The sequence below is a fragment of the Myroides phaeus genome, from assembly GCF_900099675.1.
Lineage (GTDB): Bacteria > Bacteroidota > Bacteroidia > Flavobacteriales > Flavobacteriaceae > Flavobacterium > Flavobacterium phaeum.
Genome location: NZ_FNDQ01000018.1, coordinates 18,780 through 43,559, shown reverse-complemented (window position 1 = coordinate 43,559; position 24,780 = coordinate 18,780). Strand labels below are relative to the sequence as shown.

The window sequence follows — 24,780 nt, the reverse complement described above, 5'->3', positions numbered from 1 at the left end:
TTTCTAGATTTCTTTTAAAATTCCGAAGAAAAAAACTGAATTATTATCAATATTTAATGAGCGTGTTCCGTAATTACGAGCCACACGATAAAATTTCTCAAATTCTTTTGAACCATAATATTCTAAATCTTTTTCTGTCGGAAGTCGGCTACCATTTTTCAGAGTCAATAAAGCAACCGAACCATCTGTAATAGTGTTATTCGGTAAAAAACTCGCTCTTGGATAATAAGTAAGGTTTGGAATCATTACGACATTATCACGATTAAGAAATTTGGCGACAGCCAAATTTTGTATATCGTCAATATAACAATCGTAATTTTCCAATTCTTTTACTTCATTATTACCTACATTGCGAGATTTTAGAACTCTGTATTTTCCACTATCCTTTGTAATTTGTTTTGTAATTTGTCTATCTCTGAAACTATTGAAAATATCAAATTTCATTTTGTCTGAAATTTCATCAAACGTTTCATTTCTATAGATTAACCAATAAGGAAATCTGTTAGAAAATAGATATTCTTTTGTTTTTTCTTCAATTTTTTCAATAATGTAGCTTTCAATTAAAATATTTTTACTTTTTTCTTTTGCGGATGTTTCAAGTAGAAAACTAATCGTTTCAATTTTCACACCTTTAAATCCTTTTTCGCCATAATCACAAATTTTTAAAAGATCCTGTTCTTTTAAAATCTCTCTAGTGATATTAAATTCAGGCGAATTAATAAGACTTTTCGGTACAATAAAGGAAACGAATTTTCCTAATAAAATTGCCTTTTCAATAAAAAATGAAAACAAATTATTTGTTTCACTATTTCTTACATTGAATTTGTAAAGTGATAATAATTCTTGATTGTTTGTTAGTTTTTTGTAAGGTGGATTACCTACAACAACATCATATTTTACTTTGAAATTGTAAGTAAGAAAATCAGCATTGATAAAATTGAATTTAAACTTTTTAGGCAATTTTAATTTCTCTAAAATATTTTTTAAAATGACAAGCGAATTGCCGTCAATATCAACAAGATCAAAAATTACTTCGTCTTTATCTCCATATTTCCCAATAAGTAGCGGAATGAAATTTCCAATACCAACAGATGGCTCTAATATTCTTATTTTCTTCTTCCCTTTCAATTCGGGCAAATCTTTCACTACGGAAAATGCAATGTCTTTCCGTGTGAAAAATGCGGAATTCTCTTGACGGCTTGAATTTGCGTATTCTGCAATTTGAAAAATATTTTCAAGTCCTAACTTGTCAAAATTAGAATTGATAAACGAAAGCAAGTTCTCTGTTACGTTCAATTCTTCTTTTTTGATATTGTTATTTATTTCGGTTGTTGAAAAAAACTTTTGATTTAAAACTGATTTTATTTGTTTCGCAATATTTGCAAAAACTCCTGTTGGTACAGCTTCACCAATACATTGTCTTATATTGAGTTCTTCCTGTTTCAAAAACATTTTCTTTTCTAGGAGACTCATTTTGTTCAATTTTTCAGTTGATGTATTCGACCATTGAAAAGTTTCAGGTACGCTCATCATTAACATTAGTTCTTTAATACTGAAAACCCTATTTTCAGATGGATGAACTGTGTTTTGGCTGGACAAAATATCGTTTCTTGTGTGTACACATGGGCCTTCTCTATCCCAATACCATCGTGCATATTTATCACCATTTTTGCTTTCATTAAAAACGATTTCTCCATTCTTAATTTGATGTGGAATTCGTTCCTTTTCAGTGTTCTGAAATGCAGATTCACCTTCTTTTAAATTCTCAATCCAAGGTAACATTTTAGAATTGTATTCTCTATACGAATGGAAAATATCGCACATCGATATTTGTCCCATTTCATTGAGTTCTTCCAATCCTGTAAAAAGTTTGCGTAATGTTTTCGGTTTTTGTTTTTCAGGAAAAATGTCAAATGGACTAATATTTTGTAAATCCTTTCTGACCCCTATTACAAGTGTTCTTGTTCTGCTTGATTGAGAACCGTAATCTTTGAAATTTACGATTTTGAAAAGAATATTATAATGACCTCCTAAATTTAATTTTATTGCTTCTTTAATTGGTTTTTCTATTCCATCTATGTCAGTGCAAGTTGTGTTTAAAAAGGCTCTAACATTTTCAAAAATAAAGAATTTAGGATTGACTTCTTTTGTGATTTTTATAGATTCAACAACTAAAGAATTTCGTGATAATTCTTGGTTTTTTTTATGATTTGCTACAGACATACCTTGACAAGGTGGTGTAGCTACAATTACATCAGGTTCAGTAATTTTATATTCTTTTTGCCATCTTTCAATTTCCGAAAATAGTTTTAATTTTACTTGTTTTGTTGAAATATCTCCGTCTAAATATCCTGTTTCGTATTTGCATTTGTTATTAAACACTTGAATTTTTAAGCGTTTTGTTAAAATTTCATTTGTCGCAATGCACTCAAAGCCGTGTTGTTTGAAACCAAAGCAACCAACTCCTGCACTACTAAATAAGCTTATGTATGTCAATGGTTTTTTCATAGTTCGAATTATCTTTGTATTGAATTTCCATTTTTGATATAAATAGCTGTTTCTTCTGCAACTTTAAAAACCGTGTCTGAACATTTGTATTTGAATGATTCTCGTGCAAATTTATCTGCAAAAAATAAGTCTGTTACAGTTTGTATATCAGTTTGAAATAAATCTGCTAATTTTTTGAGTTTAGATTTGCTGAAATACTGATTTCCATTTTCAATTCGACTAATTGCACTTGTATTAATACCGATTTTAGCCCCAAATTCTGTTTGAGTCCATTCGCGTTTTTCACGTTCAATCTTTATGTAATATCCGAAATTTGCCATTCTTATAATTTTATTAAAAAAGGATTTGATACATTTTTAGCAAATGTAATAATAGTTTTCTGTTTTTAGGTCAAGTTTTTAGTTGTCTTTTTCAAGTGTGGGAAAAATTTAGCTCTTTTTTGTTTTTGTATTTCCAGCTTGTGCGACTGGAAAACCAAAATGTGCGGTGGGTCAGGGACTGTCTATAACATAGTTTTTCACGAAACAAAACACGATATAGTTTCGTAAAACAACACCCATATACGTATTTAGTAAAATTTCTACGCTAATTTACCTAAATAAAAGATATAAAAAAACAAACTTTACCTTTTTGTGTATAAAATAGGGGGATGTTTTAACGGATTAAAAGTTAAGCGCGAGGGATTACATATCCCAATGAAGATATTTTGACTCAAAGAAAACCATAAGCTTATGGAGGTGTCTTAAAAAGCTATAATGGAAGTAAAGCTTTCAGCAACTATATAAAATAAAAAAACCGATAACTCTCGTTATCGGTTTTCTTTGCGGAGAAAGAGGGATTCGAACCCCCGGACCTGTTACAGTCAACAGTTTTCAAGACTGCCGCATTCGACCACTCTGCCATTTCTCCGGTCGTATACAGTTGTTCTGTATTGCGGGTGCAAATATAGGACAATTGTTTCTATATCCAAACAATTCAGTAAGAAAATCAAAAGTATTTTTGTTTGTTTTTTATAAGGTAAACATTTTTAAAGAGTTAAGGTTTTGTTTTTTTTCTAAAAATATTTTATCACCTATACAGATACCTCATTGATTATACTATATTGAATAAATATTAAGCTATTTTAAAAGATTAAATAAAACTTTTAGAATATGCTTTATAAGTAGGCATAATACCAAAAGCATAGGGGTGAACCACATTTAAAATGTAATCCACCCCTACATCACACTATAGCCTTAGACTATAAAACACAGACAGTGCTATTGACTTCTCATCCAGCATAGTATTCTTTCAAACACAGAAATCAATAAATATTTATTATAACAACTTTTTCAAAACTAACAATATAATAAAATAGGCAATAAAACCACTGTCCGAATCTTTATCAGAGCCATCACAAAATATGATGAAAGGAATAGTTTTAATCAGGGAAATGATAACTTCCCTTGCATCACACTATAGCCTTAGACTATAAAACATTAACAGTGATATTGATCTCTCATTCAACATAATATACTCACAAGCACTGAAATCAATCTTTTTTTCTCATAACAATTTTTCTCACTAACAAAACAATTTAATCCATAGTAAAATTTCTGTCTAATTCTTTCATAGAACTATTTCAAAATATGATGCAAGGGATAGCAATAACCAGGGGAATTATAACCACCCCTACATCACACTATAGCCATAGGCTATAAAACACAGACAGGGAATCTTGATTTCTTAATCAGCTTTGTATTTTTTAAAATACAGAAACCAAGATGTATTTTTCATAACAATTTTTTTCTCCTCTCAACATATTTTCACAATGGGTATTAAAACCATTGTCCGAATCTTTTGATGTACACTCTTTTCACTAACTGAGCTACCACACAGTATGAAGCAAGTGTTAGCACTAACCAAGGGAAATATGATCCTGGTAATGGAACTAATCCTACATAAGTACCCAATGATGAGAATGGGATATACAGCCCTAACACCATAATTACTCCAGTAAGCAATAATACTGGCAGCGCGGCAGTGCTTTGTACAAACGGAATCTTTTGTGTTCTCAACATATGTACCACTAATGTCTGTGATAACAGCCCTTCTACAAACCAACCCGATTGAAACAATGCTTGGTGTTCTACGCTGTTAGCTCCTATGATGTACCACATAATAGCAAAAGTAGTTATGTCAAAAATAGAAGAGGTAGGCCCAATCCAAATCATAAATCGACCAATATTCTTTGCATCCCATTTACGTGGTTTACGCAAGAATTCTTTGTCCATTTTATCCCAAGGCAGTGATAATTGCGAGATGTCGTACAGCAAGTTTTGCAGTAATAAGTGAATAGCTAACATTGGTAAGAATGGAATAAATGCACTGGCAATTAAAACTGAAAACACATTTCCAAAGTTAGAACTCGCCGTCATATTCAAATACTTGATGATATTACCAAATGTCTCGCGACCTTTAATTACTCCTTGTTCCAATACCATTAGGTCCTTTTCTAACAAGATCATATCAGCAGACTCCTTAGCGATGTCCGTACCCGAATCTACAGATATCCCCACATCTGCATCGCGTAGGGCAGGGGCGTCATTAATACCATCACCTAAGAATCCTACGGTATGTCCATTGGTTTGAAGGGCTTTTAATATTCTGTTTTTCTGCATCGGACTCAACTTAGCAAAAATAGATACTTGCTCAACTTGCTTTTTTAGTTCCTCATCAGACATCGCCTCAATATCCATTCCCAATAAAATAGTAGAAGCAGGTAGTCCAACATCGTTACAGATTTTTTGAGTAATAACAGGATTATCACCTGTCAATACTTTTACAGTTACTCCATTATCTCTTAATGCCTCTAAAGCATCTGCAGTAGAATCTTTAGGAGGGTCAATAAACGTTAAGAATCCTTGAATAATAATATCTTTTTCATCAGCAACCGTATAGTGATTTTTATTGTCGTTTCTCCCTATTTTACGCGTTCCTAATAGCAATACGCGGTACCCCTCTTTATTAAAATCAGAAGCTTTTTGTAGCAACTTTAATTTGAGTTCATCTGTCATAGGCGAAATCTCAAATCCCGTATCAACATAGCTTGCCACTTCCAGCATTTCTTCCACAGCTCCTTTACTAATCAACGTATGCATTCCTTTTTGGTCACTTACCACTACAGATAAACGGCGTCTTTCAAAGTCAAACGGAATCTCATCAATGCGTTTGTGGTAACCAAATGCATCCATTTCATCCTCTTGTAATGCATCTGTAAAGTTGATAATTGCTCGGTCCATCAGATTTTTAACCCCACTCTGATGAAAACTGTTTAACCACGCCCAATGCAATATTTGGTTGTCATTTTTTAGCGACACATTGTAGTAATTGCTAAGTGTAATCTTATCCTGTGTTAGTGTACCAGTTTTGTCCGTACACAGTACATCCATCGCCCCTAAGTTTTGAATAGCATTTAAGCGTTTAACTACCACTTTGCGTTTAGACATTGCAATCGCTCCTTTTGCTAAGTTAGCATTCACAATCATTGGCAGCATTTCAGGTGTAAGTCCAACAGCCACTGCTAAAGCAAATAACAAAGCTTGTAGCCAATCTCCTTTTGTAAATCCATTGATTAAAAAAACAATAGGGACCATAATAGCCATAAAGCGAATTAATAGCCAACTAACGCTGTTTACACCTCGGTCAAAAGACGTTTGAGAACGAGTTCCTACAATTGACTTGGCTAAACCCCCAAAATAAGTGTTTGCACCAGTGGCGATGACAATACCACTGGCGTATCCACTCGACACATTTGTGCCCATTAAACATATATTATCATAAGAAAGCAGATCATCAGTAGCATCATCTTTTCCTTGATCTCCTCCTTTTTTTGCAGATATTTTACTCAATACGTCATATTTTTCAATCGGTAATGACTCACCCGATAATGCAGCTTGACTTACAAATAAATCCTTAGAATAGAATATACGGATGTCGGCAGGAACTAAGTCTCCGGCAGACAAGTGTACAATATCACCAGGAACCAGTGTTTCTAAGTTTACTTCACTGCGTGTTGATTCTTCCGTAACAGTGTTTCGTCTTTGTACATTCACAGTTGTTTTCACCAATGATTTCAAAGCCATTGCTGCCTTGTTGGTGCGTAATTCTTGCCAAAAACGCAATAAACCACTCAGTATAATCATCGTCATAATAATGATAACTCCAGCCAACTCTGTTTCTTCTCCAGAGCGGTTTGGCAACCAGAAGTCTGTAAAGAAACTGATAACTGCCAAAGAGAATAGTACGATGATAAATGGATTATTGAAGGCTTGTGCTAATTGTACAAGTATTGCAGGCGCTTTTTCTTGGGCTACGGTATTCGGTCCGTAAATGCGCAAGCGTTCTCCTGCTTCATTTTCTAATAGGCCATCTACAGAAGTATTAAAGTCTATTAAACATTCTTCTTCTGATTTTTTAGCAGCTAATGCAATAGCAAGCTTGTTGTTGTTTTTCAAATCTTTTTTAGATTGTTTTACACTGTTTTTCATTGCCTAAATAATAAAGATGTTTGTATTCAATAATTCTATTTTTGAGAGAATAGTGAACACTTAGGGGACAACGAGTATGCGCAGTATAGAAGAACTAACCTTGTTTTTATTGGTAAATAAAGTAGGGATAGCTATCAGAAACAGATAGTTAACGTGTTTGTTTTTTGTTGTAAAAGATTTGTAAAGTAACATGAACTATGTATTTAGGAATTAACCACAATTGCACATCAATTTTGTGAGTGTAAAAGTAAGGGGAACTCCTTCTGATAACTTTAGAAAGCAATTAGAATAAAATTAGAAAGCTATTAGGATGGTGTAGCTTATAGTTGAAAAAAGCTTTTTGTGTATTGCCTTGTCCTACTATAACTGTATAATTAAAATTGTTATTGATGATTTGTACTATATACTTTTTATGATTTAGTTTCTTTATAAAGGAGTATTCTTTATTAACTGCCGTTTTTTTAGTAGAATTAGTTTCAGTCAAATAGGTTAGTACGTACAAAACTGATAACTAAGTTTATTTGTAGTCTTATACAAATTGCTAAGTGGGAGGTAAATTATCAATATTCTGTAAAGATATTTTATAAATAAAACAAATGTGTTTCTATATCTGTATTCTATATATTAGCACTTTAATTAAAATTAATGAAAAATGAATAAGAAGGCTTTTATATTAAGTTTAGGGATGCTATTTGCTACAAGTATGGCAGCACAAAAAACGTATGACATTAAATCATCAGAATCTATTATGTTAAAAAAAGACGATAAAAAAGGTGTGTTTATCAAAGATTCAGACGGCAATTTGTTCAGTATTTCCGAAGATATAAAGGCTGTTTCTAAACTTGAGACAGGTGAGTTTATTACGTACGATTACATAGATGATAGCTATCACACGTTTAAATTTTACAATCCAAAGCTTAGAGATAAGGATTTTAAAGAAATAAATTCAATCGATAATATATCGGATTATTATTATGATTTTGCGAGATATGGTATGAAATTCTTTGTAGGAGAAAAGAATAAATCTTATATCGTTTTGGTAAAAAATGTAAATGGTAAAGATGTTTTTAATGTAGCCGATAATCAGGGTAAATTTACTTTTAAGAATGATTTAGAATCACTTAGAGGCGCGTTTGGTAAATGGGTTTTAGTTCGTGGTGCGAATGATAAAGATTTGCTGTATTCTGTAGAAACGGGTAAAGAGTTTGTTTTGCCTAATGGTTATGAATTTGAAGAATATACTTATTCAACTAATCTGTTTATCGTTAAAAAGGGAGATAAAAAGGGATTGTTTAATCCTATTACAAATAAGTTTATTATTGAAACAGATAATAAGATTGAGGTGTTAAACCGTGAGTCACAATACGGTGATTTTTACTTTAAGTTGACCGATAATGAAGGGGATATCACTATTATCGATAGTAAGGGGCAAAAGGTGTTCGAAGGTAGTTTTAATAAAGTGCATTACGCAGAGTATAGTGATGGGCAAAAACTGTTGATTGTCAAGGATAGGGATAATTTAGAAAATGAGTACAATATCACAGAGAAGAAGTATAAACATCCGTTATTTTATAAGGAATGGACAACAAAGAACGATTTATTTATCTATAAGGTTGATGAAAATTATATCGTTTTTAAGCCAGACAATGTGCCGTTTATAAAAGAAGAAGAAGGAATTAACTACTTTAAGGTGCATTTTGGACATATGTTATTTAGTAAAATTGATCGTGAAACCAGAAAAACGATAGAAGGGAAATTGTATGATAGAAGGAAAAAGGATGTTGCGCAAAGAGATATTCCAGTGTATGAGGATGTTCACAATATAATGGGGATTAATGATACATCTAATTATACGGAGTTGGTTTTTATCGATGGAGAACGATTGGTTGTTGATTCAAAATGGAATGTAGTGTTTGCAAAGGGTGAACTTCCAAATAGAGGAAAGCTGTATTATGATGCTGATAAAAAGGCATTTCGCTTGCAAATATACGGGGTTAAGAAACATCAGTACTTTCCTATTGAGTAGGGTAGGTATTGGTTATAATAATGGGGCTACTTTATCTCTGGATGAGGTAGCCCTTTTTTATAGTTAGTATAGATTTAAAGTATAAGAGCTATTAATTATAAGGTGTTAGACACGTCTTAAAGCATTGTTATTACAGGCTTCTTTGGAACTTGTACCACACAAGTACCACATTTGTACCACACACCTTCGGTAAAAAGGCTTTTTTTCGAAAGTGTGTGGGACTTGTGTGGGAGATGTGTCGAACAAGGTGCCTTTAAAACTGCGTTTTGATACGTTCTTTATTGTAAGAATATACTTTTTAAATTTGTGTGTATTTTGTTTTTAATAGAAAGGAGAGATGCTAATAACAACAGTTGTAAAAGTAGATACATTATTTAAAGCACAAGCAATATAAATGTATTTGCAAATGCGTAAACCAGTTGAAAATAAATTTAATAAAGTGAATGTTGAAAACGCTATTTTCAATAGTAAAAACGAAAAAATATTGGTCATATACTATATTATATGTCTGAAGAATAAGAATTAAAATTTATAGAATATTAAACGAGAAATAATGATAGGAAAGAAATTATTTTATTTGATTGTCCCTTTTTTAATGGCTTCGTGTTCAAGTTTAAGTACTCCGGTTAAAAATGAAAGTAAATTTTTAAATTTCATCACATTAGGAGTTAGCAAAGAGCAGGTAATTGATAAATATGGAAACCCTTTGAATATTGGTGTTTCTGAAAACACAGAAATATTATACTATTCTGAGAAATTACCTGATTTTATAGTTATTACAGAATTTACATTTGAAAATAATAAGCTTAAAGAAAAAAAAGTAAGTAAAATAGAAAATAGCTACCAATCTGACTTTAGGAAGATCTACAATTTATTAGATGATATACAGAAAAAGTAAAGCTTTCTGCAGTGATATAAAATGAAAAAACCGATAACGAAAGTTATCGGTTTTTTTTGCGGAGAAAGAGGGTTAGCCTCTTTTATGCCGTATGCTTTATAAATAGGGGTGTTCACTTTTTGGATTGTTGTGAACAGCTTATTTTGAGAGTTTTGAGGTGTGATTGGAATCATCTTTAATATATAGTTGTAAAGATAAGTAATATAATTCTTTAGTTTAGAATATTACTCACAAAACAAATCATCTTGGCCAAAGATTCTTATAATATTAGTAGGTTCATCTATTTCTTCAATTATTTGTTCAACAACCATAATAAATCTATCTGCTAATAAATTATTTTTTAGAGTTAATCTTTTATGTAATTCTATTAAAAAAAGATTGTTGTTGTAATAATAAGCAACTTGGATTGTTGAATAGAAAAGTAATGAGAAATTTTCATTACCTTTAAAATTTATACTACAAACAACTGCTAATACCCAAGCTTCAATATCGCTCTTATCTAATAATGCAGAAAAAATAAAATAATTAAATGCTTGGTAATAATTTAGTTTATGACTTTCATAAATACCTTTATTAAAACATGCTAATGGTGATAGTAAATCTTCTTCTAAAGCTTCTTTATATTTTTGTTCATGTAAATAAGTATTCGCTTTTTTACTATTTCTTTGTTGTTTAGGAGGATATCCTTCTTCGAGGAAGAAGGATAAACAATGATGTAATAATATTCCTTCTTTTCTAATATCATTAAGCGAATTATTTATGTAATCTTGAAATATATTCATTGCTTCAAGAAATTTTCCCGTATGCATTAAAGCTTCACCATAACATAGCTTAACATTAATATCATCATTCAATTCTATAGATTTTTTATAAAAATAAGATGAGTATAAAAATCGTTTTAATAAAAAAAATATACCTGCAATTTCTTGATAAAAATATGATCGATTTTTATAATCAGGATTAAATATTCTAGCCTTAAAATAGTATTCTAATGCTGTAGAATAATCTTCCTTAATACGATAATAATTTCCAATATTATAGTAATTTGTACCTATTAGGTTTTTATCTTTAAGATTAAGGGCTATTTGTAATTGAGTTTGCATAAAAACCTCATATGCTTCTAATTCTCCCTTATTTTTGTTATTAACCAATACAAGACTTATAAAACATTCAAGAAAATTATCTTTTTTATCTTCATCATTTATAAGTAATACATTTAATTTCTCAAGTATTCTACCTACATTTTGACCATGTAATAAGCTAGGTAATAATTCTATTATAGTACCTGGAGACTGATATAGAATATCCAATAAGTTATTTTCTAAAACTAAATATTGTCCTAAATCATGTTCCCCTACTTCAAATAAGACTTCAGCTAGAGCAATTAAAATATGATTTTGTAAAGTAATATTATTTATATCTTTGAGTTCATCTAAAGTAAAGTTGATTTTGGTTACTACAAGATTCCCTATATTTAGGTAAATATCGTTTTCTATGATTAATACAGTAAGTTGAGAAGTCGCTTCGTTTTTTGAAATACTAAAATACTCGTGTCTTAGCTCAAAATAAGTTTTTAAATTTAAAAAATTTATAACTGGTAAGTTTTTATTACAATCAGGGTCTATTGAAATAAAAGTTGTGAGAGGAAAATAAATTTTGCCTTTTTTTAGACTTCTTTGAATTTTTAATTGATCTACAATGATAGCAGGTGTTCCTTCATGCCAAATATCAAAGGATCTAAAAGATATATTTATGTTCTTAGTAACTTCTTTCTTCTGTATATTTTTAATAACCCATTTAAAATATATTTGTTTATTGAAACTAGAGTATCTAACTATTAAAACAGGTACATCATAACTAAGAAATTGCTCAATCTTATTTCTAGGGAAAGAATAGTTAGTAATTGTTTGTTTTTTATTGGAATCAGTAGCTTTTAATTGTACCCAAAAAACTAAACCTGTGTCTTGTCCATTTTTATCAAATATCTCTATTTCACAATCTATTCCATAGTCTTTGTTTTTTTCTCTTATCAACCAATTCGAAGGAATAATATTATGAAATTCTCTAATAGATTCTTCTTCTAATATATGAGTTCTTGTTCTTTTTGCCATAATTAAAACAATGTAACTAAATTATTTTTTTATATCTTGGTGCAACTTAAGAAAGATTTATATTTAAAAAGTAGTTAATATGAATTGCTCGGAGAAAACACTGACACAAATTGAACCTCAATATCCATTTATTTTTCAACTTGAATATGAGTCGTTCTATAGATTAAGCTAATGTTACGAAATATAACTATTAATTTCTATTTAAATAGTTTATGTTGCATTCTAAGATTAACCCAGAATCAGCTACTTCTTTGTGTAAATCATTTAATTTCATTATAAATATCAAAGAATCGAAATCTGATAAATCTTGAATTAAATTAACTCTTTCAATTAAAAACCATAAATTTATTTTTCGAACTGACATTTGGATTCCATTTTCTTCTATAATAAATTCATTATTTTTTAAAAGTCTTAGAGTATTCATAGCTTGGTCAATCACATAATTTAAGTTTTGAGTTTTACCTTTTTTTACAAAATATAAAGTTTGTTCCCTAAATAAATCCATCTTTTCAACTCTATATCTTCTAGCTAGAACAACATTTTCTGTATGCAAATTCGCATAACCATTTCTTTCACGATCTGTATTGAACTGATCTTCAGTTATTCTGATATTATAGTCATAATCGACAATATGATTTAATGTGATTTTCTTAACCTTTTCATTTAATAAGTTTAAGTAAGATTGGTTAAACTTATGCCACTTACCATCTATAAGTGTTTCTCTATCTTGAGTTACAAATTGTAATATAGTTTTTAAAGGTTTACTAAAATTTCTACCTTCTTCTCGAATAACCTTTACTTTAATATTATTGATGTTTTCTTCTAAATTTATTTCTTGCTCATCAATAAAATTCTTTAAATTTTCAATTGATAATTCATCAAATACCTGACTTTCAATATCAGTTTTAATAAATTGGAATGAAGCATTTTCAGTAAAGATAAAGTCAACTCCAGATAAGTCAAACTCTTCATTTCCAAGATTAGGATCTACGTCATTTATTGCTTCTGATATTAAAATATCTAATCGTTGAATTTCCTCTGTATCTCTAATCAATTCAGCTTTAGGAAAATTTGCAATAGGATTTTCAGATAATTTTGCTTCTATTCTTTCAATAACATTTGGCAATTCATTTATTTCAATATCTAAACTTAACTGCACAGAATGACCAAAACTAGCCACTTTTCCCCATAAGTTAGGATTAATAGTTTTAGCTTTTAAAAAATGGAGAGATTCACCGCTATCATAATCAAGTGATGTATTATTTGAAAATGATGTTATTGTTTTGTTTTTCTTTGATTTGTAGAACTTTGAATTTTTTAATCTCATATTTTCTACATCTATTATTCTTTCAGCTAAATTAATTCCAAACTCACTATCACAAAATTCTTTTAAATAAAAATGTGTTTTACCTAGACTTACTGCATAACAAAATCTTTCATTGTATATTAATAAACAGCCAAAGTAAACCGAATTTGCTGGGTTTAAATCTCTATTAATAAATCTCCTATAATATTCCACCCACCATATTTCAACTGCATCTGGGTTATTAGAAATATAAAATTCAAAAGTTAAATTAGAAATAACTTCAGAATTATTTAAATTAAGTCCTGAATTATTGAATTTCGCTATTAATGAATCTTTGCTTTCTCTATTTACTTTATATAGGTTGAATTTAGGCATTTTTACAGTTTTTTATTATACTTCAAACATATTGAAACTTTCTTTAATCTTATTACGGAAATCCGTAAACCCCTCAATATTTTGAGTCTATCTACTATTTCAACAAAAACTCGCGACTTTGGAGTAGTTTTTCAGCCCTCTGCAAGAGCAAGTCGTTTTGATGGCACGAATGTAGTTTCGAGTGCCTCAAAACATAACTTGCTGTAATCTTTCGATTACTAAATCCACCAATTTACAAAGTAAAATCTATAGTGATTTCATATTAAGAAATCACTCATTATTTGACACTAAAGTGCCAAGTGCAACCTTAAAATTCCATTTAAAGTTTTCAAACTGTATATATACTTTCTTTGCTATAAGATAGTAAGGTAAGTTTTTCAATTGTCTTTGAAATAGCGTCTTAAAGCTGTTTTAAAATGATCTTGGTGTAAAAACGTATTAGTATAATATTTCCAACAAGCTAAAGCTTACAATTATCCATAATGTAAAATGTAAACCTTTAAAAAAATACAATATGGGAACAGTAAACCAACCATCAAAAAAAGACAGTCAAAATGAGTTACTTGATGAAGACTACTTAATGAATATCATGAGTGGTGATATAGAAGTTAAATCAACTATGTTACTTGTTATTCTTCCTAATAAAGTCTCTAATAATCCAAGTACTTTGTTGTTGTTTGAAAGCATAAGTACTTTAAACTGTTTTAATAATTTAAACTTATTACTATTTCAACAAAGAAAGTGAATACCCTGAAACCCTGAAAACAAAGTTAATAACTTGCAATATTTGACAATGCTACTATAAAAGATAATTGGATAAGGGGATAGAAGGGATTGCATATCCCTAAGAGGGTAATTTGACGCACAGAAAACCATAAGTTTTCAACTTATGATGCTTTTTTATTTTATGCAACTACTATGAAAGTAAAGCTTTCAGCAACTATATAAAATAAAAAAACCGATAACTTTCGTTATCGGTTTTCTTTTGCGGAGAAAGAGGGATTCGAACCCCCGGACCTGTTACAGTCAACAGTTTTCAAGACTGCCGCATTCGACCACTCTGCCATTTCTCCAGTCGAACGTTTTGTTCTGTAATGCGAGTGCAAATATAGTGCATTTAGTAGGGTTTGCAAATGTTTTTAAATATTTTTTTGTTGTCTTTTTTCAATTGCTTGATTATAATTGTGTTGTGATGTAAACTTTTTTTGAAAAAATAGGGGAGAGTGGACTTAGCTTTACAAGGAGGGTCGTAATTAAGCTAAGTTCTCATTAAAGAAGAACTTGCAAAAAGAGAGTTTTTTTCTTTTAGAGTTGAAAATAGTCTTTGTTTTAAACTGAGAAAGTAGTACGAGGAAGGGAGAAAGAATAATTGAAGTGTTGTAAATAAAGATTAGCAAGCATATTGTTAGGTTGCTTATCTGGTAAAAATTTCGTATCTTATTTAGGAAGCAGTTAAGGCTTTTTAGAGTAGCATAGTAGTTATGTACAAGTAGAATATAAAAGACACAGATTTTTTAAATCTTGTATTTAATTGTTGTAACTAACTGTTTGATAGGTTGCTGAAAACTTCTATTAGACTATGTGAGTTTTATTGCGCAAGTACTGATACTATAAGCCATAGCAGATAATTTAGTTGTATAAAAAAGGCAATGATGCCACTGAAAAGGGAGGAGTGTTTAGAATATCAAATTAAATGTTATGTAAAAAATCAAAAAAAGGGAATGCTAATGTGTTTAATCTTGTTATTCTATAGGAAAAACAGTATATTTGCACTTTATTTTTTAAACATATTATGATAAAAATTACATTACCAGACGGTTCAGTGAAAGAGTTTGCCTCGGGTATTACTCCTTTCGATGTTGCAAAAAGTATAAGTGAAGGATTAGCAAGAAATATCATTTCTGCAAGCTTCAATGGTACCACCATCGAAACCACGACCCCATTGACGACCGATGGTAGTTTAGTTTTATACTCATGGAATGATGATGAAGGAAAAAAGGCTTTCTGGCACTCAACTTCTCACGTAATGGCGCAAGCTTTATTGGAGTTATTCCCTGGAATCAAATTGACAATAGGACCTGCAATTGCTAATGGTTTCTATTACGATGTTGATTTTATGGATCACAAAGTATCAGATGCTGATTTTAAGAATATTGAAGCAAAAGTTATCGAAATAGCTCGTGGTAAACACGAATTTACAATGAGATCTTCTACGAAAGCAGAAGCATTGGAATACTATAAAAAAGATAACAACCCATATAAAGTAGAATTGATTGAGAACTTAGAAGATGGTACTATTACTTTCTGTGATCACGATAATTTTACTGACTTATGTCGTGGTGGACATATTCCTAATACAGGAATTATCAAAGCTTTCAAAGTGCTTTCTATTGCAGGGGCTTACTGGAGAGGGGATGAGAAAAATAAACAGTTAACTCGTGTTTATGGTATTTCTTTCCCTAAACAAAAAGACCTTACTGAGTATTTAGAAATGCTTGAAGAAGCTAAAAAACGTGATCATAGAAAATTAGGTAAAGAATTAGAATTGTTTACTTTTTCACAAAGAGTAGGTCAAGGGTTGCCGTTATGGTTGCCTAAGGGAGCTGCTTTGAGAGACCGTTTAGAGTACTTTTTGAGAAAAGCACAGAAAAAAGCAGGATATGAGCAAGTGGTTACACCGCATATCGGACAAAAAGAGTTGTATGTAACTTCTGGTCACTACGCTAAGTATGGAGCAGATAGTTTCCAACCAATCCACACTCCTGTGGAAGGAGAAGAGTTCTTGTTAAAACCAATGAACTGTCCTCACCACTGTGAGATTTATAATTCTAAACCATGGTCTTATAAAGACTTGCCAAAACGTTTTGCTGAGTTCGGTACTGTTTACCGTTATGAGCAATCGGGTGAGTTACACGGATTAACTCGTGTTCGTGGGTTTACTCAAGATGATGCACACATTTTCTGTATGCCGGAACAATTAGACGAAGAGTTTAAAAAAGTAATTGACTTGGTATTGTATGTTTTTGGTTCTTTAGGATTCGAAAACTTTACAGCACAAGTATCAGTTAGAGATTTAAGCAACCCTGAGAAATATATCGGTTCTGTTGAAAATTGGGAGAAAGCTGAACAAGCAATTATCAACGCTGCGAAAGATAAAGGTCTTAATTATGTTGTAGAAACAGGAGAAGCTGCTTTCTATGGACCTAAATTAGACTTTATGGTAAAAGATGCTTTAGGTAGAAGCTGGCAATTAGGAACTATCCAAGTTGACTATAACTTACCTGAACGTTTTGACTTGAACTATAAAGGTTCTGATAATGAATTACACCGTCCGGTTATGATTCACAGAGCTCCTTTCGGTTCTATGGAACGTTTTATAGCGATTTTATTAGAGCATACAGGTGGTAATTTCCCACTTTGGTTAATGCCAGAGCAAGCTATTATACTGTCTTTGAGTGAGAAGTATGAAAAATATGCGAAAAAAGTTTTAGATTTGCTGGAAAATAGCGAAATTCGCGCGCTGGTAGATAACCGAAATGAAACAATCGGTAAAAAGATTAGAGAAGCTGAAGTACAAAAATTCCCTTACATGTTAATTGTAGGAGAGGATGAAGAGAAAAACGGAACGATTTCTGTTAGAAAACACGGAGACTCTGGTAAATCTAATCAAACAATGAAAATAGAAGAATTTATCAATCTTGTACAAGAGGAAGTAAAAGGTTCTATGAAACAATTTGGAGAATAAAAATTGTATAACGCTTGATGAACAAGCACCAAAAATTTTATAGCCATAGCAGTAAGACAAAACAGAGGAAGAAATCCTCGCGAAGAAAAGAAAGATGCGCATAGAATTAACAATGCCATCCGCGTTCCTGAAGTTCGTCTTGTAGGAGACAACGTCGAAACAGGTATTTATAAGCTCGCAGAAGCAATGCGCTTTGCAGAAGAGCAAGAATTGGATTTGGTAGAAATTTCGCCAAACGCAGAACCACCTGTTTGTAAAGTGATCGATTACAAAAAATTCCTTTACGAACAGAAGAAGCGTGAAAAAATGCTAAAGGCTAAATCGACGCAAATCACAGTAAAAGAGATCCGTTTCGGTCCTCAAACAGATGAGCACGATTACGAATTCAAAAAGAAAAATGCTGAGAAATTCCTTAAGGAAGGTTCTAAGTTAAAAGCATTCGTTTTCTTTAAAGGACGTTCGATCATTTATAAAGATCAAGGACAGATTTTATTACTTAGACTTGCGCAAGATTTAGAGGAATTTGGTAAAGTTGAAAGTATGCCTGTCTTAGAAGGTAAGCGTATGACTATGTTCATCGCACCTAAAAAGAAAAAATAATACTCCTATTTACGTAGGATTTGAAAGATACTTAAGTAAGATAATCATTAATACCTAGGAAATAATGCCTAAAATGAAAACTAAATCTAGTGCTAAGAAACGTTTTAAACTAACTGGCTCTGGTAAAATCAAAAGAAAACACGCTTTTAAAAGTCACATTTTGACTAAAAAATCTAAAAAGCGTAAATTAGCTTTAACTCACTCTGGATTAGTGTCTAAAGCTGATACACACAGTATCAAAGATCAATTAAGATTAATCTAATCTTAGTTTTTCCGGTTAAATCAATTTAATAACCCTGGAGTGGGGCAAAAGAAATTTTAGAAGTGTTTGAAACATAACCGCCCACTACAAAAAATACATTTTTAGAAATGGCAAGATCAGTAAACTCAGTAGCTTCAAGAGCAAGAAGAAAAAGAATTTTGAAGCAAGCCAAAGGATTCTTTGGAAGACGTAAAAACGTTTGGACAGTAGCTAAAAACGCGGTAGAAAAAGCAATGGTATATGCTTACCGTGATAGAAAACAAAAGAAAAGAAACTTCCGTTCTTTATGGATTATGCGTATCAACGCTGGTGCAAGATTACACGGAATGAGCTATTCTGTTTTTATGGGTAAATTAAAAGCTAGCAACATCGAATTGAACCGTAAAGTTCTTGCAGATTTAGCTATGAATCACCCTGAAGCTTTCGCAGCTATCGTTAATCAAGTAAAATAATAAACGTTTGTCAAATCTGATTTATCTTACTTAATATATAGAAAAGCCTTACTTTTATTAGTAAGGCTTTTTTGTTTTTATTATGCTCTAATTTTAATATATTGTTCTTTTAATGTAAGGTATATGGAGCTAATTAATGTGGAGTTTAAGGCTCGTGTTAATAACTATGAGGCAGTTAAATGTAAATTGGATAGTTTGCCTATTTATTGCGAGGGAGATTTAAAGCAGGTTGATACGTATTATAATGTTCCGAAAGGGCGTGTAAAATTACGTGAGTATGACTCTTATAATTCGTTGATCTATTATAATAGAGACAATACAGCTGGTGTAAAACAATCGGATGTATTGTATTATAAACACGAGAGTGATCCAGCTTTAGGGGCTATTTTAGAGTTGCAATTTGGTATTAAGGTTAAAGTAGCTAAGGTTCGCAGGAAGTATGTAAAGGATAATGTGAGTATTCATTTGGATAGTGTAGAAGGCTTAGGATGCTTTGTAGAAGTTGAAGCTTGTAATAGTGAAGTAGATTTAACTTTAGAGGAGTTGCGTATGCAATGCGATGAGTTTTTTAATTTGTTGCAGTTGCGAAAGGAAGATTTGATTGATGTGTCTTATAGTGATTTATTGTTAAGACAAGAAATATAAAAAAAGCCCTATACTATATTAGTATAGGGCTTTTAAGAGTTATAAAGACAGCTTAGTTTTGAGCTGTTCTGTGAATTACTTCAAATAAGGTACCATCGTCACATTTAAGTGTTTTAGATGGATATTTTAGTAATAATGCGTAATCATGAGTAACCATTATGATTGTGCGTCCTGCTTCGTTAATTTTAAGCAATAGATCCATTACTTCAGCACTTGTCTGTGGGTCTAAGTTACCTGTTGGTTCATCAGCTAAAATTAAGTCTGGATCGTTTAATAGAGCACGCGCAATAGCAATACGCTGTTGTTCTCCACCAGATAACTGGTGTGGCATTTTTTGAATATGTGCTAACATACCAACGCTATCAAGTACTTCTTCTATCTTGCGGTTCATCGCCTCTTTTTCTGTCCAGCCTGTCGCTTGTAAAGCAAAGTATAGGTTACCGTAAACAGTACGATCTGGTAATAATTTGAAATCTTGGAATACAATACCTAATGATCTTCTTAAATAAGGAATATCTTTTTCTTTTAAAGCCTTCAAATCATAGTCCACAATAGAGCCTTCTCCAATTGTTAGAGGAATGTCTGCATAAAGTGTTTTCATAAAACTACTTTTACCAGCACCTGTTTTACCAATGATGTATATGAATTCTCCTTTTTGTACTTCTAAGTTTACATTAGAAAGCACCTTGTGTTTGTTTTGGAAAATATCTACTCCTTGTAAGGATAAAACTGTTCGAGACATAATGAATGATTATTTTGGTGTAAAAATAGTAAGATATCTATTATAAATGATATATTAAAGCTAAAAAGTGTATAGTTGAGAGCGAAATGGTTGTTTTTTATCTGTCTTATTTATTTGAAATAAAAAAAGGGAGGCTTATAGAGCATCCCTTGTAGTAACTAACCAATTTAACCAAACTTATTTATTCTATAATTTTCCCCTTTTTGAATTATTACATTGCAAACATACTTAATGCATTTGTGAGTAATATTACATTAAGGTTATCAATTCAATTCTAATGTTACTAAATCATTAAGAAGTATTTTTATATAGGATGTAGTTGTAATGGTATGTTAAATAAATTTATTTTATTTAATTATGCCTATGCTAAGAAAAGTTTGTTTAGTAATTTTGTACTAAATCTTTGTATAAAATGAATTTAATTAAACAAGTGGCGGTGATTGTAGGGTCACTCGCGTTTGGAGAGTTAGTGGTTTACCTTACTAACGTGAAATTACCTTCAAGTATAATAGGGTTAGTTTTTTTGTGGACCTTATTAAAAATTGGCTGGATTAAAGTTGAATCTATTGGAGGAATAACGGATTTTTTAATAAAGAATATGGGGATTTTCTTTGTTCCGCCTTGTGTAGCAATGCTGAATTATTTTGGAATCTTAAGTAAGTCTATCGTTCCTATTGTTGTAGCGACTCTTGTTAGTACAGCATTAGTCATTTTTGTCACTGGATTAACTCACCAATTATTACGAAAAAAATAATGGAATTTTTAGCAAACCCAACGTTTTTACTTTTCTTGACGTTAGCAATTTATTCTGTAGGAATCTACTTGACTTCAAAAAAGAAATGGGTTATTTTCAATCCGATTATCTTATCTACAGGGGTACTGATTAGTTACCTTTTAGTTTTAAAAATACCTTATGATAATTACCATATAGCAGGACAGTATATCGACTTTTTTCTAAAGCCTTCTATTGTTGCTCTTGCTGTGCCACTTTATGTGCAATGGGATAAAATAAAAAAACAATTAGTGCCTATTTTGTTTAGTCAATTAGCAGGATGTATAGTAGGGGTGGTTTCAGTTGTACTTCTTGCGAAATGGACTGGAGCAGATAAAGAGATTATCTTGTCGTTAGCACCTAAATCTGTAAGTACACCTATCGCTTTAGAGATTTCAAAAGCTGTAAATGGTATTCCTTCTGTTACTGCAGCTGCGGTAATGATAGCTGGAATATTTGGTAGTATGATTGGTTTTAAATTCTTAAACTTATCTCGAATTAGCAATCCAATGTCTCAAGGAATCGCAATGGGTACTTCATCTCACGCAATGGGAACTATGAAGGCAATGGAAATTAGTAATAAATATGGAGCTTTTGCAAGTGTTGGTATGATTTTCAATGGAATACTAACAGCAATACTTGCTCCGATCATCTTAGGGCTAATAGAACCTTATCTTTAACTCAGTAGATAATTTTTAATGGCATTTTAGACAATATATTGCCAAAATATAAGTTTTAAACAGTATAAAATGATATATTTGGCAATATATAAATCTGAAAAAAAATGCGCAAAAATAATAGATTAGCTTATTTAACTCTCGCGCTTGGGAGTATAACTGCAAGTGCACAGCAATCAGCTATTTATGTAGATGAATTAGCTGATTTTAAACATGCTGTGACTCTGTATGATGAGGAACAGTATTTAGCTGCTCAATTATTATTTTCTAAAGTGAAAAACAATCCTGCTGCTCATAATAAGGAAGTGGAAGCTGATTGTGTTTATTATATCGCAAACTGTGCAATTCGCTTAGATCAAGATGGTGCGGAGGATAAGATTGATGAGTTTGTTAAAAACTACCCTACGAGTTCTAAACAGAACCAAGCGTATGTAGAAGTTACGGATTACTATTTTTCAAAAGGTAATTTCGCTAAGTCGCTTCACTACGCTTCTAAAGTAAAAGAAAATGCTATTGCTAACGAGAAAGTGTTAGACCGTTTCAACTTTGAAAAAGGTTATAGTTATTTCTATGCTAAGAATAAAAATGAAGCAGAAAAATATTTAAAACGCGTTAGTCCAAATGGTGTATGGGGTGAACAAGCTACATACTACCTTGGGTATATTGCGTATGACTCTGACAAGTTTGACGATGCTAAAAAGCTTTTTGATAAAGTAGAAACTAAATCTACTTACAAAGAGAAAATGGGGTATTATCAAGCGGATATGAGTTTTAAAACGGGTAATTTCCAAGAGGCGATTGCTAAAGGAAATGCTCAAATGAAAGTGGCTACACCTGAGGAACAATCTGAATTGTCTAAAATTGTTGGAGAGAGTTATTTTAACTTGAAACAATATGACAAAGCATTGCCTTATTTGTTGAAATATAAAGGGAAGAATGGCAAGTGGAGCAATACTGACTTCTATCAGTTAGGATATGCTTATTACAAGTCTAAAGATTACCCTAATGCGATTGAGCAATTCAACAAGATTATTGGGGGAGATAATGCTATTGCTCAAAATGCTTACTACCACTTGGGAGAAAGTTATTTGAATACACATAAGAAAACACAAGCGCTTAACGCGTTTAAGAATGCTTCTGAAATGCGCTTTGATGCGGGTATTCAAGAGGATGCTTTCTTAAATTATGCGAAGTTGAGTTATGATATTGGTAATGCATATGTAAGTACTCCTGAGGTATTGAATGCATATATTACTAAATATCCTTCTTCTCCATACAAAGGGGAAATGGAGTCATTGTTAATTGATTCGTATGTTACGTCTAAAAACTACAAAGAGGCGTTGGCTTTATTAGAGAAAAATCGCTCTAAGGCTAATAGTGAAGTTTACCAACAGGTTGCTTTCTTACGTGGATTGGAATTGTTTAGTGATGGACAATACAATGAGGCGTTAGGCTTATTTGATAAATCGTTGGCTGAGAAACAAAATTTAAAATATACTGCTAAGGCACAATATTGGAAAGGGGAAACATTGTTTTACTTGAATAAGTTTGCCGAATCTATTAATGTGTTTAAGGCATTTGGAGAGAATCCAGCTGCTAAAGGATTGAGCGAGCGTGAGAATTTGAATTACAATTTAGCGTATTCTTATTTTAAAATGAAGGATTATGCTAATGCGGCTACGTACTTTAAACAATATGTGGATGGTAATCCTAAAAACGAGGCGAGAAGCATTGATGCTAACTTACGTTTAGGGGATTGTAGTTTTGTATTGGGTAAATACTGGCCTGCAATGGAGGCGTACAACAAAGTTATTGAAGCAAATAAAGTGGATGTAGAGTATGCGCGTTTCCAAAAAGCATTGAGCTATGGTTTTGTAGATCGTCATGCAAGAAAAATTGAAGACTTAACGCAGTTTGTGAAGGATTATCCTACGTCTAATTTAGCGGATGATGCACAGTATGAAATTGGAGTAAGTCACGATGTAATGAATGACTCTAATAAGGCTGTGGCTGCTTTTGATAAGTTGTTAAAAGATTATCCTACTTCAAGTTTTAAAGCGAGAGCTATTTTACGTCAAGGGTTAATTAACTACAATGCCAATAAGTCTGATGCGGCATTAGCTAAGTTTAAACAAGTGGTGAAAGAATCGCCTAATTCTCCAGAGGCATTAGAGGCTGTGCAAAATGCGCGTTTAATCTATGTGGATAATGGTAAGGTAGACGAATATGCTGCTTGGGTGAAAGGACTTTCTTTTGTGAAGGTAACGGATGCAGAGTTAGATAAAGATACGTATGAGTCTGCTGAGAAGCAATATGTTCAGAATAACACACAGCAAGCGATTGCTGGATATGAGAAATATTTAAAAAGCTTCCCTTCTGGACAAAAAGCATTGCAAGCGCATTTCTACTTGGGGCAAATGTACTTTGCAGAGAATAATGTGGATAAAGCAACGACTAATTATGAGGCTGTAGTGAATAGCGAGAAGAGTGAATACTCTGAGATTTCACTTGCAAGATTAGCTGAGATATACTTAAAAAATAAAAACGTAAGTAAGGCAACAACTACTTTAAAACGTTTAGATAGTGAGGCTGTACAAGAACAGAATGTTGTGTTTGCAAAGTCTAACTTAATGAAATTATCGTATGAGCAAAACCAGTACAACGATGCGTTGCGTTATGCAGAGGCTGTATTGAAAATGCCTAAAACTGATAATAAAGTGAAGAGTGATGCACAGGTGATTATTGCCAGAACTGCGTTTGCTACGAAAGATGATGCAAAAGCGAAAAAAGCGTACCAAGAAGTGTTGAAATTAGCAAAAGGAGAGTTAGCTGCTGAGGCATTGTACTTTGATGCTTATTACAAAAATAAAGAAGGTAAGTTTGACGCGTCTAACGAGAGTGTGCAGAAGTTGGCAAAAGATTACTCTGGGTATAAGTACTACGGGGCAAAAGGATTGGTGTTAATGGCTAAGAACTTTTATCAGTTGAAAGATAGTTACCAAGCAACTTACATTTTAGAAAGTGTAACAAATAATTTTGGTGAGTTTACAGATGTTGTAAATGAAGCAAAACAAGAGCTTGCTAAGATTAAAGGGGAAGAGGCAAAGAGAAACTCATCGATTGCTCAATAAT

16 protein-coding genes, 2 tRNA genes and 1 pseudogene are annotated in these 24,780 nt (G+C 31.8%); 10 read left to right on the top strand and 9 right to left on the bottom strand.

Annotated elements, in window-relative coordinates; translation table 11 throughout:
- Window positions 1-3 precede the first annotated feature (3 nt).
- From BLT46_RS09775 to mgtA, 4 genes are all read right to left on the bottom strand, one after another.
- Window positions 4-2,508, bottom strand: coding sequence for a DNA cytosine methyltransferase (locus tag BLT46_RS09775; RefSeq protein WP_090409712.1), 2,505 nt, complete (start codon window positions 2,506-2,508; stop codon window positions 4-6).
- A gap of 8 nt (window positions 2,509-2,516) precedes the next feature.
- On the bottom strand, window positions 2,517-2,828 hold the full coding sequence (locus BLT46_RS09770; RefSeq protein ID WP_090409710.1) for a helix-turn-helix domain-containing protein: 312 nt from the start codon (window positions 2,826-2,828) through the stop codon (window positions 2,517-2,519).
- Window positions 2,829-3,332: 504 nt separating this feature from the next.
- Window positions 3,333-3,417 (bottom strand) — tRNA-Ser (locus BLT46_RS09765).
- A gap of 908 nt (window positions 3,418-4,325) precedes the next feature.
- Window positions 4,326-7,037, bottom strand: a complete 2,712-nt coding sequence (gene mgtA / locus BLT46_RS09760; protein ID WP_090409708.1) for a magnesium-translocating P-type ATPase — start codon at window positions 7,035-7,037, stop codon at window positions 4,326-4,328.
- A 652-nt stretch (window positions 7,038-7,689) separates the two neighbouring features.
- On the opposite strand from mgtA, the gene BLT46_RS09755 reads away from it, so the two are divergent.
- Entirely contained in the window at window positions 7,690-9,063 is a 1,374-nt protein-coding gene (locus tag BLT46_RS09755; RefSeq protein WP_090409706.1) for a hypothetical protein, read from the top strand.
- A 553-nt stretch (window positions 9,064-9,616) separates the two neighbouring features.
- On the top strand, window positions 9,617-9,961 hold the full coding sequence (locus BLT46_RS09750; protein WP_090409704.1) for a hypothetical protein: 345 nt from the start codon (window positions 9,617-9,619) through the stop codon (window positions 9,959-9,961).
- Window positions 9,962-10,185: 224 nt separating this feature from the next.
- Here BLT46_RS09750 and BLT46_RS09745 read toward each other — a convergent pair whose 3' ends face one another.
- The 4 genes and pseudogenes from BLT46_RS09745 to BLT46_RS09725 all read right to left on the bottom strand — a co-directional run bounded on the left by BLT46_RS09745 (window position 10,186) and on the right by BLT46_RS09725 (window position 14,826).
- The gene (locus BLT46_RS09745; protein WP_090409702.1) at window positions 10,186-12,072 is read right to left on the bottom strand and encodes a DUF4365 domain-containing protein; all 1,887 of its coding nucleotides are present in this window, start codon (window positions 12,070-12,072) and stop codon (window positions 10,186-10,188) included.
- A 190-nt stretch (window positions 12,073-12,262) separates the two neighbouring features.
- Complete coding sequence (locus tag BLT46_RS09740; RefSeq protein ID WP_090409700.1) at window positions 12,263-13,753, bottom strand: DUF6119 family protein; 1,491 nt, start codon at window positions 13,751-13,753, stop codon at window positions 12,263-12,265.
- Between the two features lie 600 nt (window positions 13,754-14,353).
- Window positions 14,354-14,482: pseudogene (locus tag BLT46_RS13310) on the bottom strand (JAB domain-containing protein); the annotation flags it as partial.
- Window positions 14,483-14,741: 259 nt separating this feature from the next.
- Window positions 14,742-14,826, bottom strand: a tRNA-Ser gene (locus tag BLT46_RS09725).
- A 719-nt stretch (window positions 14,827-15,545) separates the two neighbouring features.
- Between BLT46_RS09725 and thrS the strand changes: the two genes are divergently transcribed.
- The 5 genes from thrS (at window position 15,546) to BLT46_RS09700 (ending at window position 19,457) form a co-directional block, all read left to right on the top strand.
- Window positions 15,546-17,498, top strand: coding sequence for a threonine--tRNA ligase (thrS, locus tag BLT46_RS09720; RefSeq protein WP_090409698.1), 1,953 nt, complete (start codon window positions 15,546-15,548; stop codon window positions 17,496-17,498).
- Window positions 17,499-17,543: 45 nt separating this feature from the next.
- Complete coding sequence (gene infC, locus BLT46_RS09715; RefSeq protein ID WP_090409696.1) at window positions 17,544-18,098, top strand: translation initiation factor IF-3; 555 nt, start codon at window positions 17,544-17,546, stop codon at window positions 18,096-18,098.
- A 64-nt stretch (window positions 18,099-18,162) separates the two neighbouring features.
- Complete coding sequence (gene rpmI, locus BLT46_RS09710; protein WP_090409694.1) at window positions 18,163-18,360, top strand: 50S ribosomal protein L35; 198 nt, start codon at window positions 18,163-18,165, stop codon at window positions 18,358-18,360.
- 107 nt (window positions 18,361-18,467) lie between these two features.
- Entirely contained in the window at window positions 18,468-18,812 is a 345-nt protein-coding gene (gene rplT, locus BLT46_RS09705; RefSeq protein WP_090409692.1) for a 50S ribosomal protein L20, read from the top strand.
- Between the two features lie 123 nt (window positions 18,813-18,935).
- Window positions 18,936-19,457, top strand: a complete 522-nt coding sequence (locus BLT46_RS09700; RefSeq protein WP_090409690.1) for a class IV adenylate cyclase — start codon at window positions 18,936-18,938, stop codon at window positions 19,455-19,457.
- Window positions 19,458-19,509: 52 nt separating this feature from the next.
- Here the strand turns inward: BLT46_RS09700 and BLT46_RS09695 are convergent, their stop codons facing one another.
- Window positions 19,510-20,199: a cell division ATP-binding protein FtsE gene (locus BLT46_RS09695; protein ID WP_090409688.1), complete on the bottom strand. Its 690-nt coding sequence runs from the start codon at window positions 20,197-20,199 to the stop codon at window positions 19,510-19,512.
- A 412-nt stretch (window positions 20,200-20,611) separates the two neighbouring features.
- Here BLT46_RS09695 and BLT46_RS09690 point away from each other — a divergent pair, with 412 nt between their 5' ends.
- From BLT46_RS09690 to BLT46_RS09680, 3 genes are all read left to right on the top strand, one after another.
- Window positions 20,612-20,953 (top strand): CidA/LrgA family protein, encoded by a 342-nt coding sequence (locus tag BLT46_RS09690; RefSeq protein WP_090409686.1) that lies wholly within the window; start codon window positions 20,612-20,614, stop codon window positions 20,951-20,953.
- Window positions 20,953-21,651, top strand: coding sequence for an LrgB family protein (locus BLT46_RS09685; protein ID WP_090409684.1), 699 nt, complete (start codon window positions 20,953-20,955; stop codon window positions 21,649-21,651). Before BLT46_RS09690 ends, BLT46_RS09685 begins: the two co-directional genes overlap by 1 nt.
- 104 nt (window positions 21,652-21,755) lie before the next feature.
- Complete coding sequence (locus BLT46_RS09680) at window positions 21,756-24,779, top strand: tetratricopeptide repeat protein (protein WP_090409682.1); 3,024 nt, start codon at window positions 21,756-21,758, stop codon at window positions 24,777-24,779.
- The last annotated feature ends 1 nt before the right edge of the window (window position 24,780 follow it).

What these genes read in the sequence shown, in the direction of transcription:
- BLT46_RS09755 (WP_090409706.1), top strand. Translation starts at nt 7,690, where the DNA reads ATGAATAAGAAGGCTTTTATATTAAGTTTAGGGATGCTATTTGCTACA.
- BLT46_RS09775 (WP_090409712.1), bottom strand. Translation starts at nt 2,508, where the DNA reads ATGAAAAAACCATTGACATACATAAGCTTATTTAGTAGTGCAGGAGTT.
- BLT46_RS09695 (WP_090409688.1), bottom strand. Translation starts at nt 20,199, where the DNA reads ATGTCTCGAACAGTTTTATCCTTACAAGGAGTAGATATTTTCCAAAAC.
- thrS (WP_090409698.1), top strand. Translation starts at nt 15,546, where the DNA reads ATGATAAAAATTACATTACCAGACGGTTCAGTGAAAGAGTTTGCCTCG.
- BLT46_RS09750 (WP_090409704.1), top strand. Translation starts at nt 9,617, where the DNA reads ATGATAGGAAAGAAATTATTTTATTTGATTGTCCCTTTTTTAATGGCT.
- mgtA (WP_090409708.1), bottom strand. Translation starts at nt 7,037, where the DNA reads ATGAAAAACAGTGTAAAACAATCTAAAAAAGATTTGAAAAACAACAAC.
- BLT46_RS09690 (WP_090409686.1), top strand. Translation starts at nt 20,612, where the DNA reads ATGAATTTAATTAAACAAGTGGCGGTGATTGTAGGGTCACTCGCGTTT.
- rpmI (WP_090409694.1), top strand. Translation starts at nt 18,163, where the DNA reads ATGCCTAAAATGAAAACTAAATCTAGTGCTAAGAAACGTTTTAAACTA.
- BLT46_RS09740 (WP_090409700.1), bottom strand. Translation starts at nt 13,753, where the DNA reads ATGCCTAAATTCAACCTATATAAAGTAAATAGAGAAAGCAAAGATTCA.
- BLT46_RS09685 (WP_090409684.1), top strand. Translation starts at nt 20,953, where the DNA reads ATGGAATTTTTAGCAAACCCAACGTTTTTACTTTTCTTGACGTTAGCA.
- rplT (WP_090409692.1), top strand. Translation starts at nt 18,468, where the DNA reads ATGGCAAGATCAGTAAACTCAGTAGCTTCAAGAGCAAGAAGAAAAAGA.
- BLT46_RS09770 (WP_090409710.1), bottom strand. Translation starts at nt 2,828, where the DNA reads ATGGCAAATTTCGGATATTACATAAAGATTGAACGTGAAAAACGCGAA.
- BLT46_RS09745 (WP_090409702.1), bottom strand. Translation starts at nt 12,072, where the DNA reads ATGGCAAAAAGAACAAGAACTCATATATTAGAAGAAGAATCTATTAGA.
- BLT46_RS09700 (WP_090409690.1), top strand. Translation starts at nt 18,936, where the DNA reads ATGGAGCTAATTAATGTGGAGTTTAAGGCTCGTGTTAATAACTATGAG.
- BLT46_RS09680 (WP_090409682.1), top strand. Translation starts at nt 21,756, where the DNA reads ATGCGCAAAAATAATAGATTAGCTTATTTAACTCTCGCGCTTGGGAGT.